The following is a 16,172-nucleotide window of genomic DNA, read 5'->3' on the forward strand; positions in this document are numbered from 1 at the left end:
TCAGCGTCTTCCCTCTCACACAGGAGATCCCATGACCCCCTCGCCCAATTCCAGCGGTGTGACCGTTGAGGTCCGACCCGCCCGTTTCCGAGCCGAGCTGCGCGAGTTCCAGCGTTGGCATCGGCTCTGCGGTGTCCCACACGCGCGCCGCGCGGCACGAAACCTGCTCCACGCCCACGACAACAAGGTGCTGGGGACCGGCTTGTCCCGCGACTACGGCCCCCAGGCACGCGACGACCTCGCCGCGGTCGGTGGCGTGTCCACGGTGCTGGCCGCGCGAACCATGGCGCTGGTCGCCCTCGCCGAGGGCCGGGTGGTCGGCGGGTTGGCGGCCGGGCCCTCGATCCACCTGGTCTCCCAGCTGGCCGTGCTGAGTCAGGCCGCGGTCGTGCAGGCGGCGCTGACGACGATCAAAATCCATGCCCTGGCAGTGCTACCCGCCTACCGTGGTCGCGGCCTCGGGCGAGCACTGTTGACCGAAGCGTTCACCCTCGCCGCGCAAGCCGACGCCCGAATCGTCTACGGCCAATTTCCCACCTACGCCGCCGGTGTCGCGGCGTTCTACCGCCGATGCGGGATGAACCTATGCGCACCCGGTCTACCGGTGGACCTGCGAACCTGGGCCGACCTGCCCGCCGTCGTCGCCCCCTTACCCGAGGAAACCCTGTTCCACCGGGCGGTGACACGGTGAGCGCCGTATCGGTACAGCCGCGCCGGACCGGAACCGCGACCGGTGAGCGCTACGTACTGGAAGTCGCGGTCGTGGGTGCCGGGTTCGGCGGACTAGGAATGGGCGTCGCGCTGCGGCGTGCCGGAATCACCGATTTCGCGATCTTCGACCACGCCAACGACGTCGGCGGGGTGTGGCGTGACAACACCTACCCCGGCTGCCACTGCGATGTCCCAGCCCACCTGTACTCACTGTCCGCCCAGCCCTACCGCGACACCCGCATCCGGTACCCGAGCCAACCGCAGATCCTGGAATACCTGCATACCGTCGTCGCCGACCACGACCTCGGCCCGCACCTGCGGCTGGGCACCGCGATCACCCACGCCACCTACCTCAATGACCAAGCGCGCTGGGAACTGATCACCGGCGACGGCGAGCGTGTACTGGCCGAAGTAGTCGTCTTCGCTGTCGGCCAACTGCACCGGCCCCACCTACCCGAGATCCCTGGCCGTGAGACCTTCGCCGGACCGGCCTTCCACACCGCGCGCTGGGACCACAAGGTCGATCTGCGCGATCGGGATGTCGCGGTCATCGGCACCGGCGCCAGCGCCGCCCAAATCCTGCCCCACCTGACCCAGGCCTCCCGCCGAGTCACCCTGTTCCAGCGCACACCGCACTGGGTGCTGCCCAAGCCCGCCACCAGTTTCGGCTTGATCACCCGGACGGTGTTGCGGCTGCCAGGCGCGCACCACTTCTACCGGCAAGGCCTCGGCGTGGGCGCCGACGCCGTGCTCGCGCCGATCATGCGCCGCGGCTGGTCGTCCCGACCCGCCGAATCGGCCGCCCGCCGATACCTGCAACACCAGATCACCGACCCGGTGCTGCGCGCGAAGATCACCCCGCACTACCGGCTCGGCGGCAAACGCATCATCTTCGACAGCCACTACTACCCGGCGCTGACCAGACCCAACGTCGAGCTGATCACCGACCCCATTACCGGCATCGACCCCGCCGGCATCCGAACCGGCGACGGCGAAACCCATCGCGCCGACGCGATCATCTACGCCACCGGATTCAAAGCCAGCGAGTTCCTCGTCCCCGTCGATGTCCGCGGTAGGGGAGGAATTTCACTGCACCAGCAGTGGCGCAGCGGGGCACGCGCTTTCTTCGGCCTGGCCGTGCACGGCTACCCCAACGCCTTCCTGCTCGCCGGACCCAACTCGTTCAACCCCGCCGGCAGCAACCCGGGGATGAAGCAACATCAGATCGACTACATCATCGACTGCTTACGCTGGCGCAACCAGATCGGCGCGGCCGCGATCGAAGTCACTCACGAGGCGATGCGGGCACACCAACGCTGGCTCGACGACGCGCTCGGACATACCGTCTGGCCCGCTGTGGGCCCGAGCTGGTTCAAACACTCCACCGGCCGCATCACCAACCCCTGGCCGGCCAGCACACGCCGCTTCCAGCGGCTGCTGCGTCGTCATGCGCCCGCGCGAACCTTCACCGCACACGGCCCCCGCACAACCGCGGCGACCCCGAACCCCGCCATCCCATCACGACAACCCGAAAGCCTCTCCGTTCACCGACGAACGGCGTGCTGACCCACCCATCCCACAGAAAGAGAAACGCCATGTCCACACACCACGACAACACAGAAGCCCTGACTCGAACCGGTCAAACTCTTGACCGGTCAAACTTTTTACCGATAGCCTGGCCGACATGGTGACCGACAACGACCGCGACAAGGTATTGGAACACCTCGACGTCGCCGTGGAGCAGTGGCAATTCGCCGATGCTGAGCTGGTGGAGGTGATGGCATATGCGCTGCAGCGCGGCGTCACCCGCAACGAAGTCGCACGCCGGGTGCCCATGTTTTCCCGACCTACCGTGCTGTCGGTGCTGTCGCTGATCGACCGCAAGGACAAGGTCAACCAGATCCTTGCCGACGCCGGGGTCGCCGTCCTCACCTCCGACGACACGGAGCAAGTTTGGGTGCACACCGTCAGCAAACCGAGGCGCGGGCTCACGATCCAGCATGACTCGAACAACCTCGACGACTACGGCGATCCCGGAACTCCCGGGCGCGCGGCCGCCGCCGAGCGCGTTGCGGCCAAGGTCGTGCCAGCGCTCTACGACGCCGGATTCGAAATGGTCTCGGGGAGAACCCGGCTCACCCGCACCGACTCGGCGATAGCGTTCGCCGACCCGGACGCGGTGCTCTGGATCAAGGAAGCCTCGAAGCCTTGACCGCGCTGCACCACGACCCGACAATCTGACTACGAAGGGGGACACCACGACGCCCAAGAAGCTCGCCGACATCGACCTGCGATTGACCGCCACACCCGAACAACGGTTCTTCTCCCTGACCTTCCGAACCTGACCGATTCCCTTGCGGGTGCGGCATACTGGCCCGCTGTGTCGATGACCTTGGCCGAACTCGCCGCACACGCCCGTCGCAGCGGTGCCGACACCGTGAGGCTGAGCATGCCCACGGCGCGGTACCGCAGCCTCAATATCAGCGAATACGACGCGGCCCTGGACTGGTGCGCGCAACTGACGATGAGCGTGGACGACCCCGCGGAAGTCGAAGACGAACGAGTATGTGTCGGCTGCATCGACTTCCTCACCATTCGACTGGGCGAGGAACACGTCGCCGACAACGTCCTCGACTCCTACTCCCAAACCGCCGAAGAATTCTCCGCACTCTTCGACGGCAACTGGCTCGACGACGACATACAACAGCAATTCGACGCCACACCGATCAACGACGCTGTCGTCGTGCTCCACGCCGAAGTTGCACCACCCCTGCGCGGCCACCAACTCGCAGCCTGGATGCTCACCGAAATCGCCTACCGGATGCTGTCCTCCCACGACGGACTGATCGTGCTATCCCCAACCCCCGACGATGTCGACCCCACCAGCCTCGCCGGCTAACGTTGCTGCTCGCTGACTGTCCAGCTACTGGCGAAGCTGCGGCCTGGTCCCGGTCCCCACCCATCCAGGCTTTCTCGCACAAGCCAGCGCCTACACCGCGCTCGACGCCGCCCGCACCGCCTTGTCCTCGATCGTCGACCACGAAATAACGCTCACCGCGGCGGGACTCGCGCGCTGGTCAGAGCCATTTGGTAGCCACGACGAATGGAGCTGACGGACTACGTTCGATGACTACGACATCACCCCGACGGCGCTGGCGAAACCGTTGCTGGGCGGCACGGCACAGCTCGGGTGAGACCGTCCCTGCAGTCCACTGCGGCTGCTACTGGGCTGCCTCGTAGCCGACTGTTCTGGCCCGGACCACGCGATCATTCTCTGCTGCGCCGAATCAGGCGTAACCCTCACAGGCCCGTGGTTCGTGAATACGGCCCGTGCCTGGACTGGTGTGTACAGTTGTGGATTGTTGTGGAGGAACTCGACGGCTACGAATTGCGTTATGGGCCATGGCGAATGCGCAAAACCGAGGGGCCCTTGGTAGTCCCCGTGCGCGCCGTCTGTCGGCCCGAAGGAGATTCTCAGCTGGTTGACGGCGCTCAGCTGACGTCGAATGTGTCGGGTCGACTGTTCCCAGTGCGCCGGGATAGGCCCGCCGACCGTGTCGTGACGTGCTCGAACCACTGGTGGCCGGCGATGATCTACGCTGCCGTGACCAGGCTGTCGAATCGGCTTCGGAATTGGTTGGCGTCGTCGCTGCGGCTCTGGGCTGCGGCGAGGTGGACCGGCCGCAGTTCGTTGACCAGGCGTGGTGATTGGACTGGGCCTTCGAGCATCGTGAGGGCGGCGAGGCCTTCATCGACGGCAGAGGTGGTGTCTCCCAGGCGGGCGAGGGATGCGGCGTAGTAGGCGCGGTATGACGCTTCGTCACGGGGCGGATGGCTGCCGCTTGTGACGCTGTCGTGGTAGATGGTGACAGCTTTGTCGTGTTGGCCGAGGTAGCGGCGGGCGTGGGCTTCGATGGTGCGGATCTCGGCTTCGGTGATGTAGTTCAGCTGTACCGGGTCGTTGGGGTTGTCGAGACCGCGGTCGACTTGGCGCCAGGCCGCGGCGAGGGCGCGTTCGCCGACCATGGGATGCGGCCCCCGCGGTTGACCCACACCCAGTTCGGCCCGTCCTGGAGCGAAGACCGGATCGGGTCGATGCTCACCGCGTGCGGGATCGAATTCCGGCATACCGACGACCCTGCCGCCACTGCAGCCGATCCGCTCGCTCGGCAGCAGATCGTGGCCTGGTTCCAAGGCCGCATGGAGTTCGGGCCTCGCGCGCTGGGCGCGCGCTCGCTACTGGCCGACCCCTCCACAGGCGAGATGCGCCGCCGGGTCAACATGATCAAACGCCGCGAGCAGTTTCGGCCCTTCGGCCCGTCCGTGCTGTCGGAATACGTCCCTGACCTGTTTGGACGCCCGATTGACGCGCCGTTCATGTCCTTCACCCTGCCAACCGTGGACAACACCGCGATCATCGCGGCCACCCACGTCGACGGCACCAGCCGCCCCCACACCGTGAATCCGGGAACCGGGCTCTACCGCCGTCTGATCGAGCAGTTCCACCAGTTCACCGGGACACCAGCGGTGCTGAACATGTCCCTGAATTCCGGGTGGGAGCCGATCATCGCCGCCCCCGAACAGGCCGTGGCGTTCCTGTTCTCCTCACCCGCCGACGCCGCAATCATCGGCCACCACGTCATCATCAATAAGCCCTGAGCATCGCCCGGCAGCCGACGAGCGCGGGGCCCGTCGGCTGGTTACTGGGCTCCGATGGGCCGCTGGCTCCAATCGAACCCGAGTTCGCCCTTCTCAGCGAGGATGCGTTCCCACCAATCGCGGTTGTCGCGGTACCAGCGGACGGTCTCGGCGATTTCCGGTTCGAACTGCCGCATCGGCCGCCACCCGAGCACAGCTTCCAGCTTCTCGGGGTTGATCACGTAGCGGCGGTCGTGATTCGGGCGGTCCTCGATATGTTCGATCCACTCGGCCGGATCCAAACCGAGTTCGGTCACCACCATGCGGGCGATATCGAGGTTGGTCACCTCATGGCGCGCCGAGATGTCGAAGATCGGCAGAAGACCGGGATCGGTCGCCGCCGCCTTCGGGATCTCACCCAGCTCTGCGTGCAAGACCTGGTGCACCGCATCACAGTGGTCGAGCACGTGCAGCCAGTCCCGGCTCTGCAACCCGTCGCCGTAGACGGGGATCTTGCGGCCCCGCAACACATTCGTCACCGCCAAGGGGATGAGCTTCTCCGGCAGCTGATACGGCCCGAAGTTGTTGGCGCAGTGAGTCAGCCGGATATTCATCTCCGGGTAGGTCGCCATGTAGGCGCGCACCATCTGATCCCCGGCGGCCTTCGCGGCCGAGTACGGGGTTTTGGCGTTGAGGGCGCTGCGCTCGGTGAACCACTTATCACCCGGCGGCAGCTCCCCATACACCTCGATCGTCGACACGTGCACGTGCGAGCGCACTCGCACCAGGCGGCTGGCTTCGGCCATCACCTGCGCGCCCATGGCGTTGGAGCGCATGAACGCCGACGGGCCGAGGATCGCACGGTCGTTGTGGGACTCGGCCGCGAAATTCACAACGTAGTCCGGCTGGAAGCGGCGGTAAATCGCCTCGATCACCTCGAGGTCGGCGATATCAGCCTTCTCGAAGCTGATGCGGTCGATCACCGGGTCCAGGTTGGCCATGTTCCCGGCGAACCCGATGTAATCCACCGCCACGACCTGCGCATCCGGCTCCCGCTCCAGCAGAAAGTGCACGTAGTTCGCGCCGATGAAACCTGCGGCGCCGGTTACGAGGTAAACGGCCATGACTGGCGAGCCTAGCGGACCCCCGCACAGGTGCGAAGCCGCAGCGACCTGAGCCTCAACGCCCCTCTGAGCACGACTCCGCCGGGCCGGGACGCCGCGTTCAAGATGGCATTCAAAGTGAGCAATTCGGCTGATCTGACGCTGGCGATGTCACTCGGGTTTCGACCACAACACCCCGGGCTCCTACCTGGTGCTTCGACGACTCCGGCGACATCCATCGGCAACTACAGCCGATGTGATCCGCCACAGTGGTACGTGAACTCCTCGATCTTCTCACCGCAGATAGGACTCACGCCGTGGCGTGGGCACCTGGTCCTCCGATGTCAGGGCCGTGCGGCCAGAGTTGTTGGAGTTCGTTGGGTGTGAGTGGGCTGCGGTAGGCGTTGTGCAGGACCGTTTGGATGGTGGTGGCAGGGGCGGTGGCGAGGTGGGTGAACCAGTCGATGCCTGCGGCGTATGCCCACATGTAGCTTCGTAGCTGCGGGTTTGTGCTGCGGTCGGCGAGGATGTCGGCGATGTGGTTGTCGTGCCACCAGGGGACGCGGGAGTGAGCGAGTTTGGCGCAGTCCTCGATTGGTGTGCCTTCGTTGAGGGCGAGGTGGAGTTCGGCGCGAACTAGGTGGGTGTAGTGGTCCAGACGCACTCGTGTGATGAGGTTTTCGTCGTCGGGGGTGATGAACAGGGGCATGGCTTGGGCCCAGCCTTCGAGCAGGACCTGTTGGGGGCCATGCACCGACAGCAGCCGCACCCAGGAGACGTCTTCGGCGGCGCAGCGCGCGGCGATGCTGGCGCTTTGGAGGCCGTGGCCGAGGACTTCGTGGAGTGCGAATTGGCGGGCTTGGACTTTGGTGTAGCTGGCGTTGCGGAGGTTGAGGCGTAGGCGGACGCGGTCACCGGCGCCGTCGAGCCAGTAGGCCCAGTAGGCGTCGACGTCGGCGGTTTCGATGCTCAGGTCGTAAGGTGCGTGCGAGCCGGTGGCGGCGCGGACGGCCGGCTCGTATTCGGTGGCGGCGTCGCGGATGGCATCGGGTGCGTCGGTCGCGTCGAGGGGGCCTTCGATGGCGGCGAGATCGGCCATGGTGTTGGTGCCCCACGCGACGCCGAGACGGTCGAGGCATTCGCGGGCGATCTCGCCTCGGGTGGTGATGTAGTCGGGTGGCCAGCCGTTGGCGGGGCAGCCCTGGGTCGCGCGAATGTAGTCGTCGAGCGTGGCGCGTTCGCCCATCAGTGCCCGCAGGTAGGCGAGGTCGGCGTTGATGCGCTGTAGGACGGCGGGTTCGGTGGTGTCCTCGCGTAGTTGGGTGAGTCGCCGGAAGGTGGTGAGCCGGTCGGCGGGATCGTGGTGTCGGGTGGTGGGTGGGTGAAAGTCGAAGTCGATGACCGCGGGTGCGCCTCGGTCGAGCTCGTGCTGGTTCCATGCCCGAAGTGCTGCCTCGACGGCGTCACGGGTGCTCACGGGTAACCTCCCAGTGCAAGGTGACCGACTGATTCGGGCGAAGATGGTCACGGGTGAGGGTAGCGACGACGTCGCGGCCGTCGTGATCCCAGACGAGGCCTTCGGTCGCGGAGTTCTCCGCGCCGTCGGGGTGTTCCTCGCTCGCCGAGCAAGTCAGGATCCTCCCGGCTCCGGCGTGGCGCAGGTGAATGCTCAATCGTCGGGTGTGGCGGTAGATCGACTGCCGCCAGTACAGGGCGTCGACGAAAAGACCGCCCTCGCAACAGTATCCGATCCTGGCGGTCTCGCCTGGCTTGATGGGTGGGGAGATTTGGCAGGCGAACTTGGCCAGATTCGGGGTGTCGTGGATGCGCTGGATTCCCACCTGCCGAGTGCTCGACGCCAGCGCTTCGATGCTCAGTCCACCGGTGGTGTACTGGAACCACAGCTCGCGCGACATCCGCGTCAGCGGTCGGTCTGTGAGGTTGACCGTTTCGTAGCGGTAGAGCACTCGCGCGGCGCCGTCGTCGCTGATCTGCAGATCGATGCGCAGATCGAGATCGACGACATGGCCCGCTAACTCTTGCAGGCCGCTCAACGCAGGACTGTCGCCTTCCCCGGCGGCAGGGAGCTGGGGCGTGTGGTCACCGCCGCGGTGCGCCGGCGGTGAGAGTGTGGCGTTGATGCCGAAGATGTCGGTTCCGTCTGGCCTTCGCGGCGGCGGTGATGAGGCCGCTTGCCCGGCTCGGGCGCGGCGCAGAATCTCGGCGAAGCGTGCCTTCGCTGCGTCGTCGGCACGTGCGAAGGCCTCGTCGAGCACGCGCTGGGTGAGCGGTCGCAGGGTGATGGCCGCTCCGCGTTGGCTCCACTTGGTGACCGTGTTGTGGCCGACGCCGAGGTCGGCGGCGAACTCGCGGATCGATCGTCGGGTGGCGGTCTTGAGCGCGATGGCTTCCAAGCCCGTCCATTCCACCGTGATCCCCCTTTCCGCCGCGGTCGCGGGCCCAAGTATGCCGCCAGGAGCGCCCTGGTGTGACGGTAGTGGTGCGCTAGAGGCTATTTCGTGGCGTCCGCAGTAGGCAGAGTAATCGCCACAGCATCTTTTGACCCGCACAACCGATCCTGCGCCCTCGGATATGAGGCCGCGCCGAAACACGCTGTGCGGCAGACAGTTCGCCGCAGCACGACCAGTCCTGGCCGCTGCCGTCGAATCCATCCCGCACGCCCGCTGCCGCCCAGGAGTCTCTGCGTGATCACCAGCCAGCCCGAAACATCCCTCCGCAGGTGCCCAGTCGCGCACGGGCATTCCTCCGATACCCTCGGCCGGGTCTTCGCCCTGTATTCACCAGAGTTCGCGGCGGATCCGCATGCGGTCTACGCGCAGATGCGCCAGCGTTACGGCGATTTCGTGCCGGTGGAGCTGGCGCCCGGCGTGCCCGCAACCTTGGTGATCGGCTACTACACCGCCCTGAGAATTCTTCACGACACCGAGCACTTCCCGGTGAATCCCCGCACGTGGCAGGAAGCCATCCCGCCCGACTGTCCGGTTCGGCCGATGATGGAGTACCGGTCGAACGCGCTGCGCAGTGACGGCCCGGAACACCAGCGATACCGCGCGCCGACCGTCGCGGCACTCAAGGCCGTGGACCGGTATGCCCTGCACGGTGTCGTCGCCGAAATCGGCGCACGGCTCGTCGCCGCCTTCAGTGGCCAGGGCAGAGCGGATCTGATCACCGACTACGCCTATCCGCTCGCGTTCGACACGATCAACGCGTTGCTGGGCTGCCCAGCCGACATCGGCGCCGAGCTTGCCATGGGGTTCGCGTTGATGTTCGACGCGACCGCCGGCTCGGATGAGGTCAACACGATCCTCGACAACGCATTCACTGCCCTGATCGCATCGAAGCGGCAACAGCCTGGTGCGGATGTCACCACCACATTGATGGCGTACGCGGTCGGGATGAGCGACTACGAGATCTCCCAACAGCTGCTGACGATGTACGCCGCGGCGATCGAACCGCTGCAGTACCTCATCGCCAACACAGTGCTTTTGCTCGTGACGGACAACCGGTTCGAGGGCGACCTGGTCGGCGGTGCCCTCACCACCCGCGACGCGCTCGACGAGGTCCTCTACCGCAACCCTCCGCTGGCGAATCTGTGCGTTCGCTACCCGCCCCAGCCGATGGTGATCGACGAGGTGATGCTGCCCGCGCACCAGCCCGTGCTCATCGGCATGGCAGCCTGCAACACCGACCCCAACATCATCCGCACACCGGACAATTCCGGGTACGTGGACTTCACCCACAACGCCGCGCACCTGTCGTTCAGCGCGGGCCCGCACGCCTGCCCGGCACGAGAAATCGCCTACGAGATCGCCGAAGACGCCATCGACCAACTCCTCGACTGGCTGCCCGAACTGCGACTCGGCTGCGACCCAGGCGACCTGCAATGGCGGCCCGGCCCCTTCCACCGTGCCGTGGCTCAGCTGCCCGTCGTGTTTCCTGCCTCGAGACGACGGCTCCATCGATGAACCCCGCGGCCGGACTGATGTCCCAGCCGGGCGCGCCCCCGGCGCGGCACAACCTTCTGCGCTCGATGAACTGAATCCCACTACCCTGCAAAGGAGATCGACCCATGAAGACGGCTACGACCGGCTCGGTTGACGCGAACGGAGCGATGCTCGCCTACACCGCCGCCGGACCCGAGGACGGCACCCCTGTCGTTCTGGCGCATTCACTGTTCATGACACGCGAGATGATGCACCCGCTGCTGAGGCGATTCGCCAGCGACGGATTCCGCGTCGTCGCCTACGACCATCGCGGCCAAGGCGGCAGCTCGCCCGCCATGCGCCAGGAGCTGGAGCTGCCCGCGCTCACCGAAGACCTCGCCGCATTGATCACCGAACTCGGCCTGACCCGACCGCACGTCGTCGGGAACAGCCTCGGCGGCATGATCGCGCTGCGCTTGGCCGCCTGGCACCCCGACCTTGTGCGCACCGCCACCGCAATCGGCGCCTCCGCCGAACACGAACACCGACGCGACGAATTCGATCTGCTCGTCGACCACCTCACCGCCTACGGCACCACCGGAGCGCTCGACATCGGCAACGGCACCATGCCGGTGCGAGAACTGCTCGCCCACATCATGTTCGGCGACGACACCCTCGCCTACAACCAGACATTGACCAGCCGCTGGATGGACTACTTCGACCAGCTTCCGCCCAGCATCGGCGACGCCGCCGACGCGGTCGTCGCCCGCGACAGCGTCGTCGAAGACCTCAAGGACTGCCAGGTGCCAGTGCTGGCCATCGCAGGCGCGCAGGACCACGCCTACCCCGATCCGATCTCCGGGAAGAACATCGCCGAAGCCGTCGGAGCCGCCGGACACCACATCGTGATCCCCGGTGCCGGGCACAGCCCGGCGCTCGAGCAGCCCGCCTTGGTGTACGCGGCGCTGACCGAGCATTTCCCCCGCGCCGCGTAGGTACGCACTACCCGTCGCACCGAACACGAGCAAACCGACGATCGAGTCAGTAGCCGATCCGCATCATCGGGCAGGATGACCGGTCGCTTCGCGCGGCGAGGATGGCGAGACGACTGCGGCTCACGTTCTCGTCGGGGTTTCCAGCGACCCGAAGAAGGCTTCGAGGATCGCGTTGTCGGCGTATGCCAGCTCGGTGGTTGCCACGTCATCAGCGGTGAACCACCGCAGAGCTTGCCCCTCGATCAGGGTGACGTCATCTAGGTCGAAATCAGCGGCTGCAGTGAAGGTGTGCTCGATGCCGAAGTCGAGATCGCGTGTGCACAGGTACGTCACCCTGGCCGCGTCGAGCTGGACACCGTCCCCGGTTTCAGTCCAGTGCAGCTCCTCAGCGATTTCGCGGACGATGCACCCGAGTGGGGTCTCGCCCGGCTCGATCATGCCGCCGAGCAGACTCCACATGTTGGAATAGAGGAGCTCGGGCTTGTCGTCACGCAAATACATCAGGACCTCGCCGTGCAGATTGGTCAGGATGATCTGCGTGCCTTCCTTTTTCGCCATGAGGCGGTTGTCCTTTCGGCGCTGGTAGGCGGTGGCGATCTTGCGGACTGCGGCGGCGACGTCGTGTCGGTCAGCGCCGGGGTAGAGCGGCAGGCTGAGGATGCGGTCCGACACCGCCCTGGCGATCCGTGCGTTGTCGGCTGTCATTGCCTGTTCGCGCTGATAGTACGGCTGGCTGGCGAGCGCGATGAAGTGAATGCCGGTGTTGACGCCTTTGGCATGCAGTGCGGAGACAGCCTTGTCGCCCTTCGCCCACCTGGATCGAGATCATTCCATTGCATGGACCGCTTTGTGGAATCGCCAGGCGTCGCCGACGATGGTGGCGAGGTCGGGTCGCTCGGGTTTCCAGCCCAGCTCGCGATGTGCTTTGGCGCTGGATGCGATGCAGACGGCTGGGTCGCCTGGTCGGCGGTCAGCGTGGTGGACGGGGAAGTCGGCGCCAGTGACGTCGCGGACGGTGTCGAGGACTTCGCCGTTGGTGTAGCCAGCGCCGTTGCCGAGGTTGTAGATCTCGTGGCGGCCGGGTTGGACGGCGTCGAGGGCGAGGAGGTGAGCGGCGGCGAGGTCGGCGACGTGGATGTAGTCGCGGATGCAGGTGCCGTCGCGTGTTTCGTAGTCACTGCCGAAGAGGGTGAACGAGTCACGTTGTCCGCCCGCTGCTTGCAGCAGGATCGGGATCAGATGGGATTCGGGGTCGTGGCGTTCGCCCAGATGAGTTCCGTCGGTGCTGACTACTGCGCCCGCGGCGTTGAAGTAGCGCAGCGATGCGGCGCCGAGCACGGTGGAGGCTCCGCATTCTCCGGCGATGAGTTGGTCAACGGTTGCTTTCGTCGCGGCGTACGGGTTCTTGGGTCGTACTTCGGCGGTCTCGTCGAAGGAGGTCTTGCCATCGCCGGTGTACATCGACCCGGTGGAGGAGAAGATCAACCGCGGCACCTTCGCGTTGCGGATCGCGCGCAGCAGGGCCAGTGAGCCCTCGATGTTGTTGTGCCAGTACTTTTCCGGGTTCTGGACGGATTCGGCGACTTCGATGGAGGCGGCGAAGTGCAGGACTCCGTCGAAACCGGCGTCGGGGGTAAGGATCTCGGCGGCCTGGTGGATCGACATGTGATGGAACGTGGCCGCGGCGGGCAGGTTGGTCGCGAAGCCGGTGGAGAGGTTATCGATGATCTCCACGTCGTGTCCGGCGTCGAGGAGTTGGTGGGCGACGATCGAGCCGATGTATCCGGCGCCGCCGGTCACGAGCAGCTTCACAGAGCCAAATCTCCTTGAGTGCAGTGTTATTCGCTGACGATAGCCGTGGCGACGTTATAGCCCTTGGGGTCGCGCCACACCTGGCCAGGGTGCGCGGAGAACCAGCCCTCGACATCAGCGGTCACCGCATCGAGGACCGCGCCTCGATGGGGACTGTCGACACCGACACCGCAGAAGGAGAACAGTACCTCAGCGAAGTACGTTCAGCTGGCTGGGATAAGTTGGCTGAAGCGTTTTCGGAATTCGTCTGCCTCGTCGCTGCTGATGTGTCCAGCGGCGATGTAGACCGGTCTGAGTTCGGAGACCAGCCGTGGCGAATTGACCGGGCCTTCGAGCATCGTGAGAGCGGCAAGTCCTTCCTCGACAGCCGTGCTGACGTTGCCGAGGCGGGCGAGGGAGGCTGCGTAGTAGGCGCGGTAGGAGGCTTCGTCGCGGGGTGGGCGGGTGCCGCCTGTGACGCTTTCGTGGTAGATGGTGACGGCTTTGTCGTGCTGGCCGAGATAGCGGCGGGCGTGAGCTTCGATGGTGCGTATTTCGGCCTCAGTGATGTAGTGCAGCCGTACGGGGTCGTTGGGGTCGTCGAGGCCGCGGTCGACTTGGCGCCAGGCGGCGGCGAGGGCGCGTTCGCATTGGCTGCGGTCGCCGACGGCGGCGTAGGCGACGCCTTCGCGGGCGGCGAGCAGGGCTTGCAGGCGGGCGGATGGGTCGTAGCGGCTGCGGTCGCTGGCGCGCAGGCTGAGTTGGAGCGTTTCGCGCATCCGGCCACCGGTCCATGCCTGCTGCCGTAGGGCGTCGATGATGTCGGCGGCCAGTGAGCCGTCCCCGCCTCGTTCGGCGAGGATCAGCGCGTCCTTGTAGCAGGTGGCCGCCGTGGTCTGATCGCCGCCGTCGTAGGCGAGCCAGCCGCTGACCAATCCGAGATTTCCTGCGACAGCGGTCAATTCGGTGCCGGTGCGGCGGTCGTAGTCGGCGTGGTCGAGCAGCCGTTTGGCAATGGCGAACTGGTCGAGCGCGGTCTGGACCAGGCCGCCGCTGCCGAAGTCGTTGTCGTGTGCCCACAGTTGATCGGCGAGACCGGCCAAGTAGCGTACGTGGTCGGATTCCGCGAGCCGAGGAGTCGCGGCGTGGGCGGTCGCTGCGGCCGGGGTGGTGGTGAGGGCGGCGGCGAGGATGAATGCACTGGCCTGCCCGAACTGCCTACGGTCCACGTCGGCTCCTTCGCTGTCGGTGATTTCGATGGTCCCAACGTCGGACGATTCGAGGAAGGCGGGCAGCAACGCGAGCCGGGGGATGCCCAGCGCATCGGCGGTGCGACCCATCTGGTAGATATCGCAGATGCTGGTGACCTCGTCGCGTTCGACGCGCCCGGCGTGGGTGCGGTCCCAGTGCATGAGTTCACCGAACCGGGCCTGGGTCATTCCGTGGCCTTGCGGACTAGCATGAACGCCCGTCCGGGACGCCGGGCGGCCAGGTGCGCGCGGAACTCGGGTGTGTCCCACGCGAAGGTCGAATTCTCGGCCATGTCCACCCCTTGACCTGCGCTGATTTGCGTTCAATACGGACACACCGTAGGCCGTTGCCGGTGGTGTCGACCGCAGAATCTGCGCATCCGGTTGTCCGATCGACGCTGTCGCCCCACCACATTCGCTGCTGCCACGCTGAAGTCAGCATCAGGTGCCGGGCATGCGCCCGAACCGAACCCGGCTTGCCCGGGGGGGATGAGGCTCCGGTAGTTCAGACGCCGTCCGGTGAGCGTCCCGGCGCCTGGTGCGCCGATGTCGGTACTGATGCCGGCCTGCCGCCGACTGCGCTCGCCCGGAGCGTGGCGCTCAGCGGGACTCACGTCCTCGTGTTGTTCTCCATGTGATGCGGTGGTGACCAACGTGGCTCGGTTTTCTCGCCTCGTGCTTGGAGTTCGCGAGGCAGCAGTGCACCGTAGATCACCGAATGCGTTGGGGTCGGCACGCCGAGCCATTCGCCGTAGTGGACCACTGCGCCGGTCTGGTCGTACAACTCCGATGGTCTGCCAGCCGAAAGATCCCTCATCATCGACGCCGTGGCAAGCGGATCAGAGTCGTCCAGGCGCGCCACCGCAGCATCGACGTCGGCATCCGTGACATTCGCCGAGGCTGCTCGAGCGACGGCAGCCACCTCAAGTACAGCAGACCGGAACAGTGCTCGAGTCCGTGGCTGGCTGCGCACGACCCCAGCCGCAGCGTTGGACAACGCGGTCACACCGCCGAACGACGCGATGAACATCAGTTTCCGCCACAAGTCTCGTCGAATGTCGGAGGAGATCGTCGTTGCGATTCCTGCGTCCGTCAGCATCGACGCGATCGTCTCGATTCGGTTCGCCTCTGGTGAGCGGCAGGGCAAGCCGCCGATACGCAGCGACGGCGGATCGCCGAGCCGTTGCACCGACATCGGCGCGGTCCGCCGCGCAAACACAGTACATACCCCGCCCACCACATGATCGGCGCCAAGTGCCGCACGAAGACGATCGGCGGCATCGACGCCATTCTGCACGGGAACCACAACAGTATGGTTCGAGATCACCGGTGCCACCTGCACCGCAGCCGCGGCTACCTGCCACGACTTGACACACACCAGCACCACATCGGCGACCGGCACACCGTCAAGGGTCGCGACCGCCCGACATGCGGTGACCACCCGGGGCTCCCGGCCCGTTTCCTCAATTCGTAGGCCCAACCTGCTGATCGTTTCAAGTGTTTCGCCGCGGGCGACCAGCGTCACTTCGTGTCCGTGCTCAGCCAACAGGGCCGCGAAGTAGCTGCCCACACCTCCGGCACCGATCACAACCACATGCGCCACGAACTTCCCCGCCTTCGCTCTTTGCCATACCGCTATCGATGCCAATATCTGACTCGATGCGGAAGGTCCGCTGCGCCCGCCGCGCTCACGTCAAGTGCGGACCAATCGTAGCGGCCAGAGCGACGCAATAACCCCGC

15 protein-coding genes and 1 pseudogene are annotated in these 16,172 nt (G+C 65.9%); 7 read left to right on the top strand and 9 right to left on the bottom strand.

The window, feature by feature from the left end; all coding sequences use genetic code 11:
- Nucleotides 1-31: 31 nt before the first annotated feature.
- From ABZV58_RS28780 to ABZV58_RS28795, 4 genes are all read left to right on the top strand, one after another.
- Nucleotides 32-691 carry a GNAT family N-acetyltransferase gene (locus ABZV58_RS28780; protein ID WP_355003310.1) on the top strand — a complete coding sequence of 220 codons (660 nt, stop codon included), beginning with the start codon at nt 32-34 and terminating at the stop codon, nt 689-691.
- The gene (locus ABZV58_RS28785) at nt 688-2,277 is read left to right on the top strand and encodes an NAD(P)/FAD-dependent oxidoreductase (protein ID WP_355003311.1); all 1,590 of its coding nucleotides are present in this window, start codon (nt 688-690) and stop codon (nt 2,275-2,277) included. The genes ABZV58_RS28780 and ABZV58_RS28785 overlap by 4 nt, the downstream gene beginning before the upstream one ends.
- Before the next feature lie 118 nt (nt 2,278-2,395).
- Nucleotides 2,396-2,923 carry a hypothetical protein gene (locus ABZV58_RS28790; RefSeq protein WP_355003312.1) on the top strand — a complete coding sequence of 176 codons (528 nt, stop codon included), beginning with the start codon at nt 2,396-2,398 and terminating at the stop codon, nt 2,921-2,923.
- Nucleotides 2,924-3,097: 174 nt separating this feature from the next.
- The gene (locus ABZV58_RS28795) at nt 3,098-3,610 is read left to right on the top strand and encodes a hypothetical protein (RefSeq protein ID WP_355003313.1); all 513 of its coding nucleotides are present in this window, start codon (nt 3,098-3,100) and stop codon (nt 3,608-3,610) included.
- A 695-nt stretch (nt 3,611-4,305) separates the two neighbouring features.
- Here the strand turns inward: ABZV58_RS28795 and ABZV58_RS28800 are convergent.
- Nucleotides 4,306-4,737, bottom strand: a complete 432-nt coding sequence (locus ABZV58_RS28800; RefSeq protein ID WP_355003314.1) for a hypothetical protein — start codon at nt 4,735-4,737, stop codon at nt 4,306-4,308.
- A gap of 18 nt (nt 4,738-4,755) precedes the next feature.
- Between ABZV58_RS28800 and ABZV58_RS28805 the strand changes: the two genes are divergently transcribed.
- Nucleotides 4,756-5,370, top strand: coding sequence for a carbamoyltransferase C-terminal domain-containing protein (locus tag ABZV58_RS28805; RefSeq protein ID WP_355003315.1), 615 nt, complete (start codon nt 4,756-4,758; stop codon nt 5,368-5,370).
- Between the two features lie 41 nt (nt 5,371-5,411).
- Here the strand turns inward: ABZV58_RS28805 and ABZV58_RS28810 are convergent, their stop codons facing one another.
- From ABZV58_RS28810 to ABZV58_RS28820, 3 genes are all read right to left on the bottom strand, one after another.
- Nucleotides 5,412-6,473 carry a GDP-mannose 4,6-dehydratase gene (locus ABZV58_RS28810; RefSeq protein ID WP_355003316.1) on the bottom strand — a complete coding sequence of 354 codons (1,062 nt, stop codon included), beginning with the start codon at nt 6,471-6,473 and terminating at the stop codon, nt 5,412-5,414.
- A 289-nt stretch (nt 6,474-6,762) separates the two neighbouring features.
- Nucleotides 6,763-7,929: a hypothetical protein gene (locus ABZV58_RS28815; protein WP_355003317.1), complete on the bottom strand. Its 1,167-nt coding sequence runs from the start codon at nt 7,927-7,929 to the stop codon at nt 6,763-6,765.
- Nucleotides 7,916-8,881 carry a hypothetical protein gene (locus ABZV58_RS28820; protein ID WP_355003318.1) on the bottom strand — a complete coding sequence of 322 codons (966 nt, stop codon included), beginning with the start codon at nt 8,879-8,881 and terminating at the stop codon, nt 7,916-7,918. Before ABZV58_RS28820 ends, ABZV58_RS28815 begins: the two co-directional genes overlap by 14 nt.
- Before the next feature lie 276 nt (nt 8,882-9,157).
- Here ABZV58_RS28820 and ABZV58_RS28825 point away from each other — a divergent pair, with 276 nt between their 5' ends.
- Both ABZV58_RS28825 and ABZV58_RS28830 read left to right on the top strand, forming a co-directional pair.
- Nucleotides 9,158-10,438 carry a cytochrome P450 gene (locus ABZV58_RS28825; RefSeq protein ID WP_355003319.1) on the top strand — a complete coding sequence of 427 codons (1,281 nt, stop codon included), beginning with the start codon at nt 9,158-9,160 and terminating at the stop codon, nt 10,436-10,438.
- Nucleotides 10,439-10,542: 104 nt separating this feature from the next.
- Nucleotides 10,543-11,391 (top strand): alpha/beta hydrolase, encoded by an 849-nt coding sequence (locus ABZV58_RS28830; RefSeq protein ID WP_355003320.1) that lies wholly within the window; start codon nt 10,543-10,545, stop codon nt 11,389-11,391.
- 120 nt (nt 11,392-11,511) lie between these two features.
- On the opposite strand, the gene ABZV58_RS28835 is transcribed toward ABZV58_RS28830, so the two are convergent.
- The 5 genes and pseudogenes from ABZV58_RS28835 to ABZV58_RS28855 all read right to left on the bottom strand — a co-directional run bounded on the left by ABZV58_RS28835 (nt 11,512) and on the right by ABZV58_RS28855 (nt 16,035).
- Entirely contained in the window at nt 11,512-11,949 is a 438-nt protein-coding gene (locus ABZV58_RS28835; protein WP_355003463.1) for an NUDIX domain-containing protein, read from the bottom strand.
- 51 nt (nt 11,950-12,000) lie between these two features.
- Nucleotides 12,001-12,186, bottom strand: a pseudogene (locus ABZV58_RS28840) (DegT/DnrJ/EryC1/StrS family aminotransferase); the annotation flags it as partial.
- A gap of 30 nt (nt 12,187-12,216) precedes the next feature.
- Entirely contained in the window at nt 12,217-13,203 is a 987-nt protein-coding gene (galE, locus tag ABZV58_RS28845) for a UDP-glucose 4-epimerase GalE (protein WP_355003321.1), read from the bottom strand.
- A gap of 203 nt (nt 13,204-13,406) precedes the next feature.
- Complete coding sequence (locus ABZV58_RS28850; RefSeq protein ID WP_355003322.1) at nt 13,407-14,621, bottom strand: hypothetical protein; 1,215 nt, start codon at nt 14,619-14,621, stop codon at nt 13,407-13,409.
- Nucleotides 14,622-15,042: 421 nt separating this feature from the next.
- Nucleotides 15,043-16,035: a 2-dehydropantoate 2-reductase gene (locus ABZV58_RS28855; protein WP_355003323.1), complete on the bottom strand. Its 993-nt coding sequence runs from the start codon at nt 16,033-16,035 to the stop codon at nt 15,043-15,045.
- Between the last annotated feature and the right edge of the window lie 137 nt (nt 16,036-16,172).

The organism is Nocardia sp. NPDC004654, assembly GCF_040609595.1.
Taxonomy (GTDB): Bacteria; Actinomycetota; Actinomycetes; order Mycobacteriales; family Mycobacteriaceae; genus Nocardia.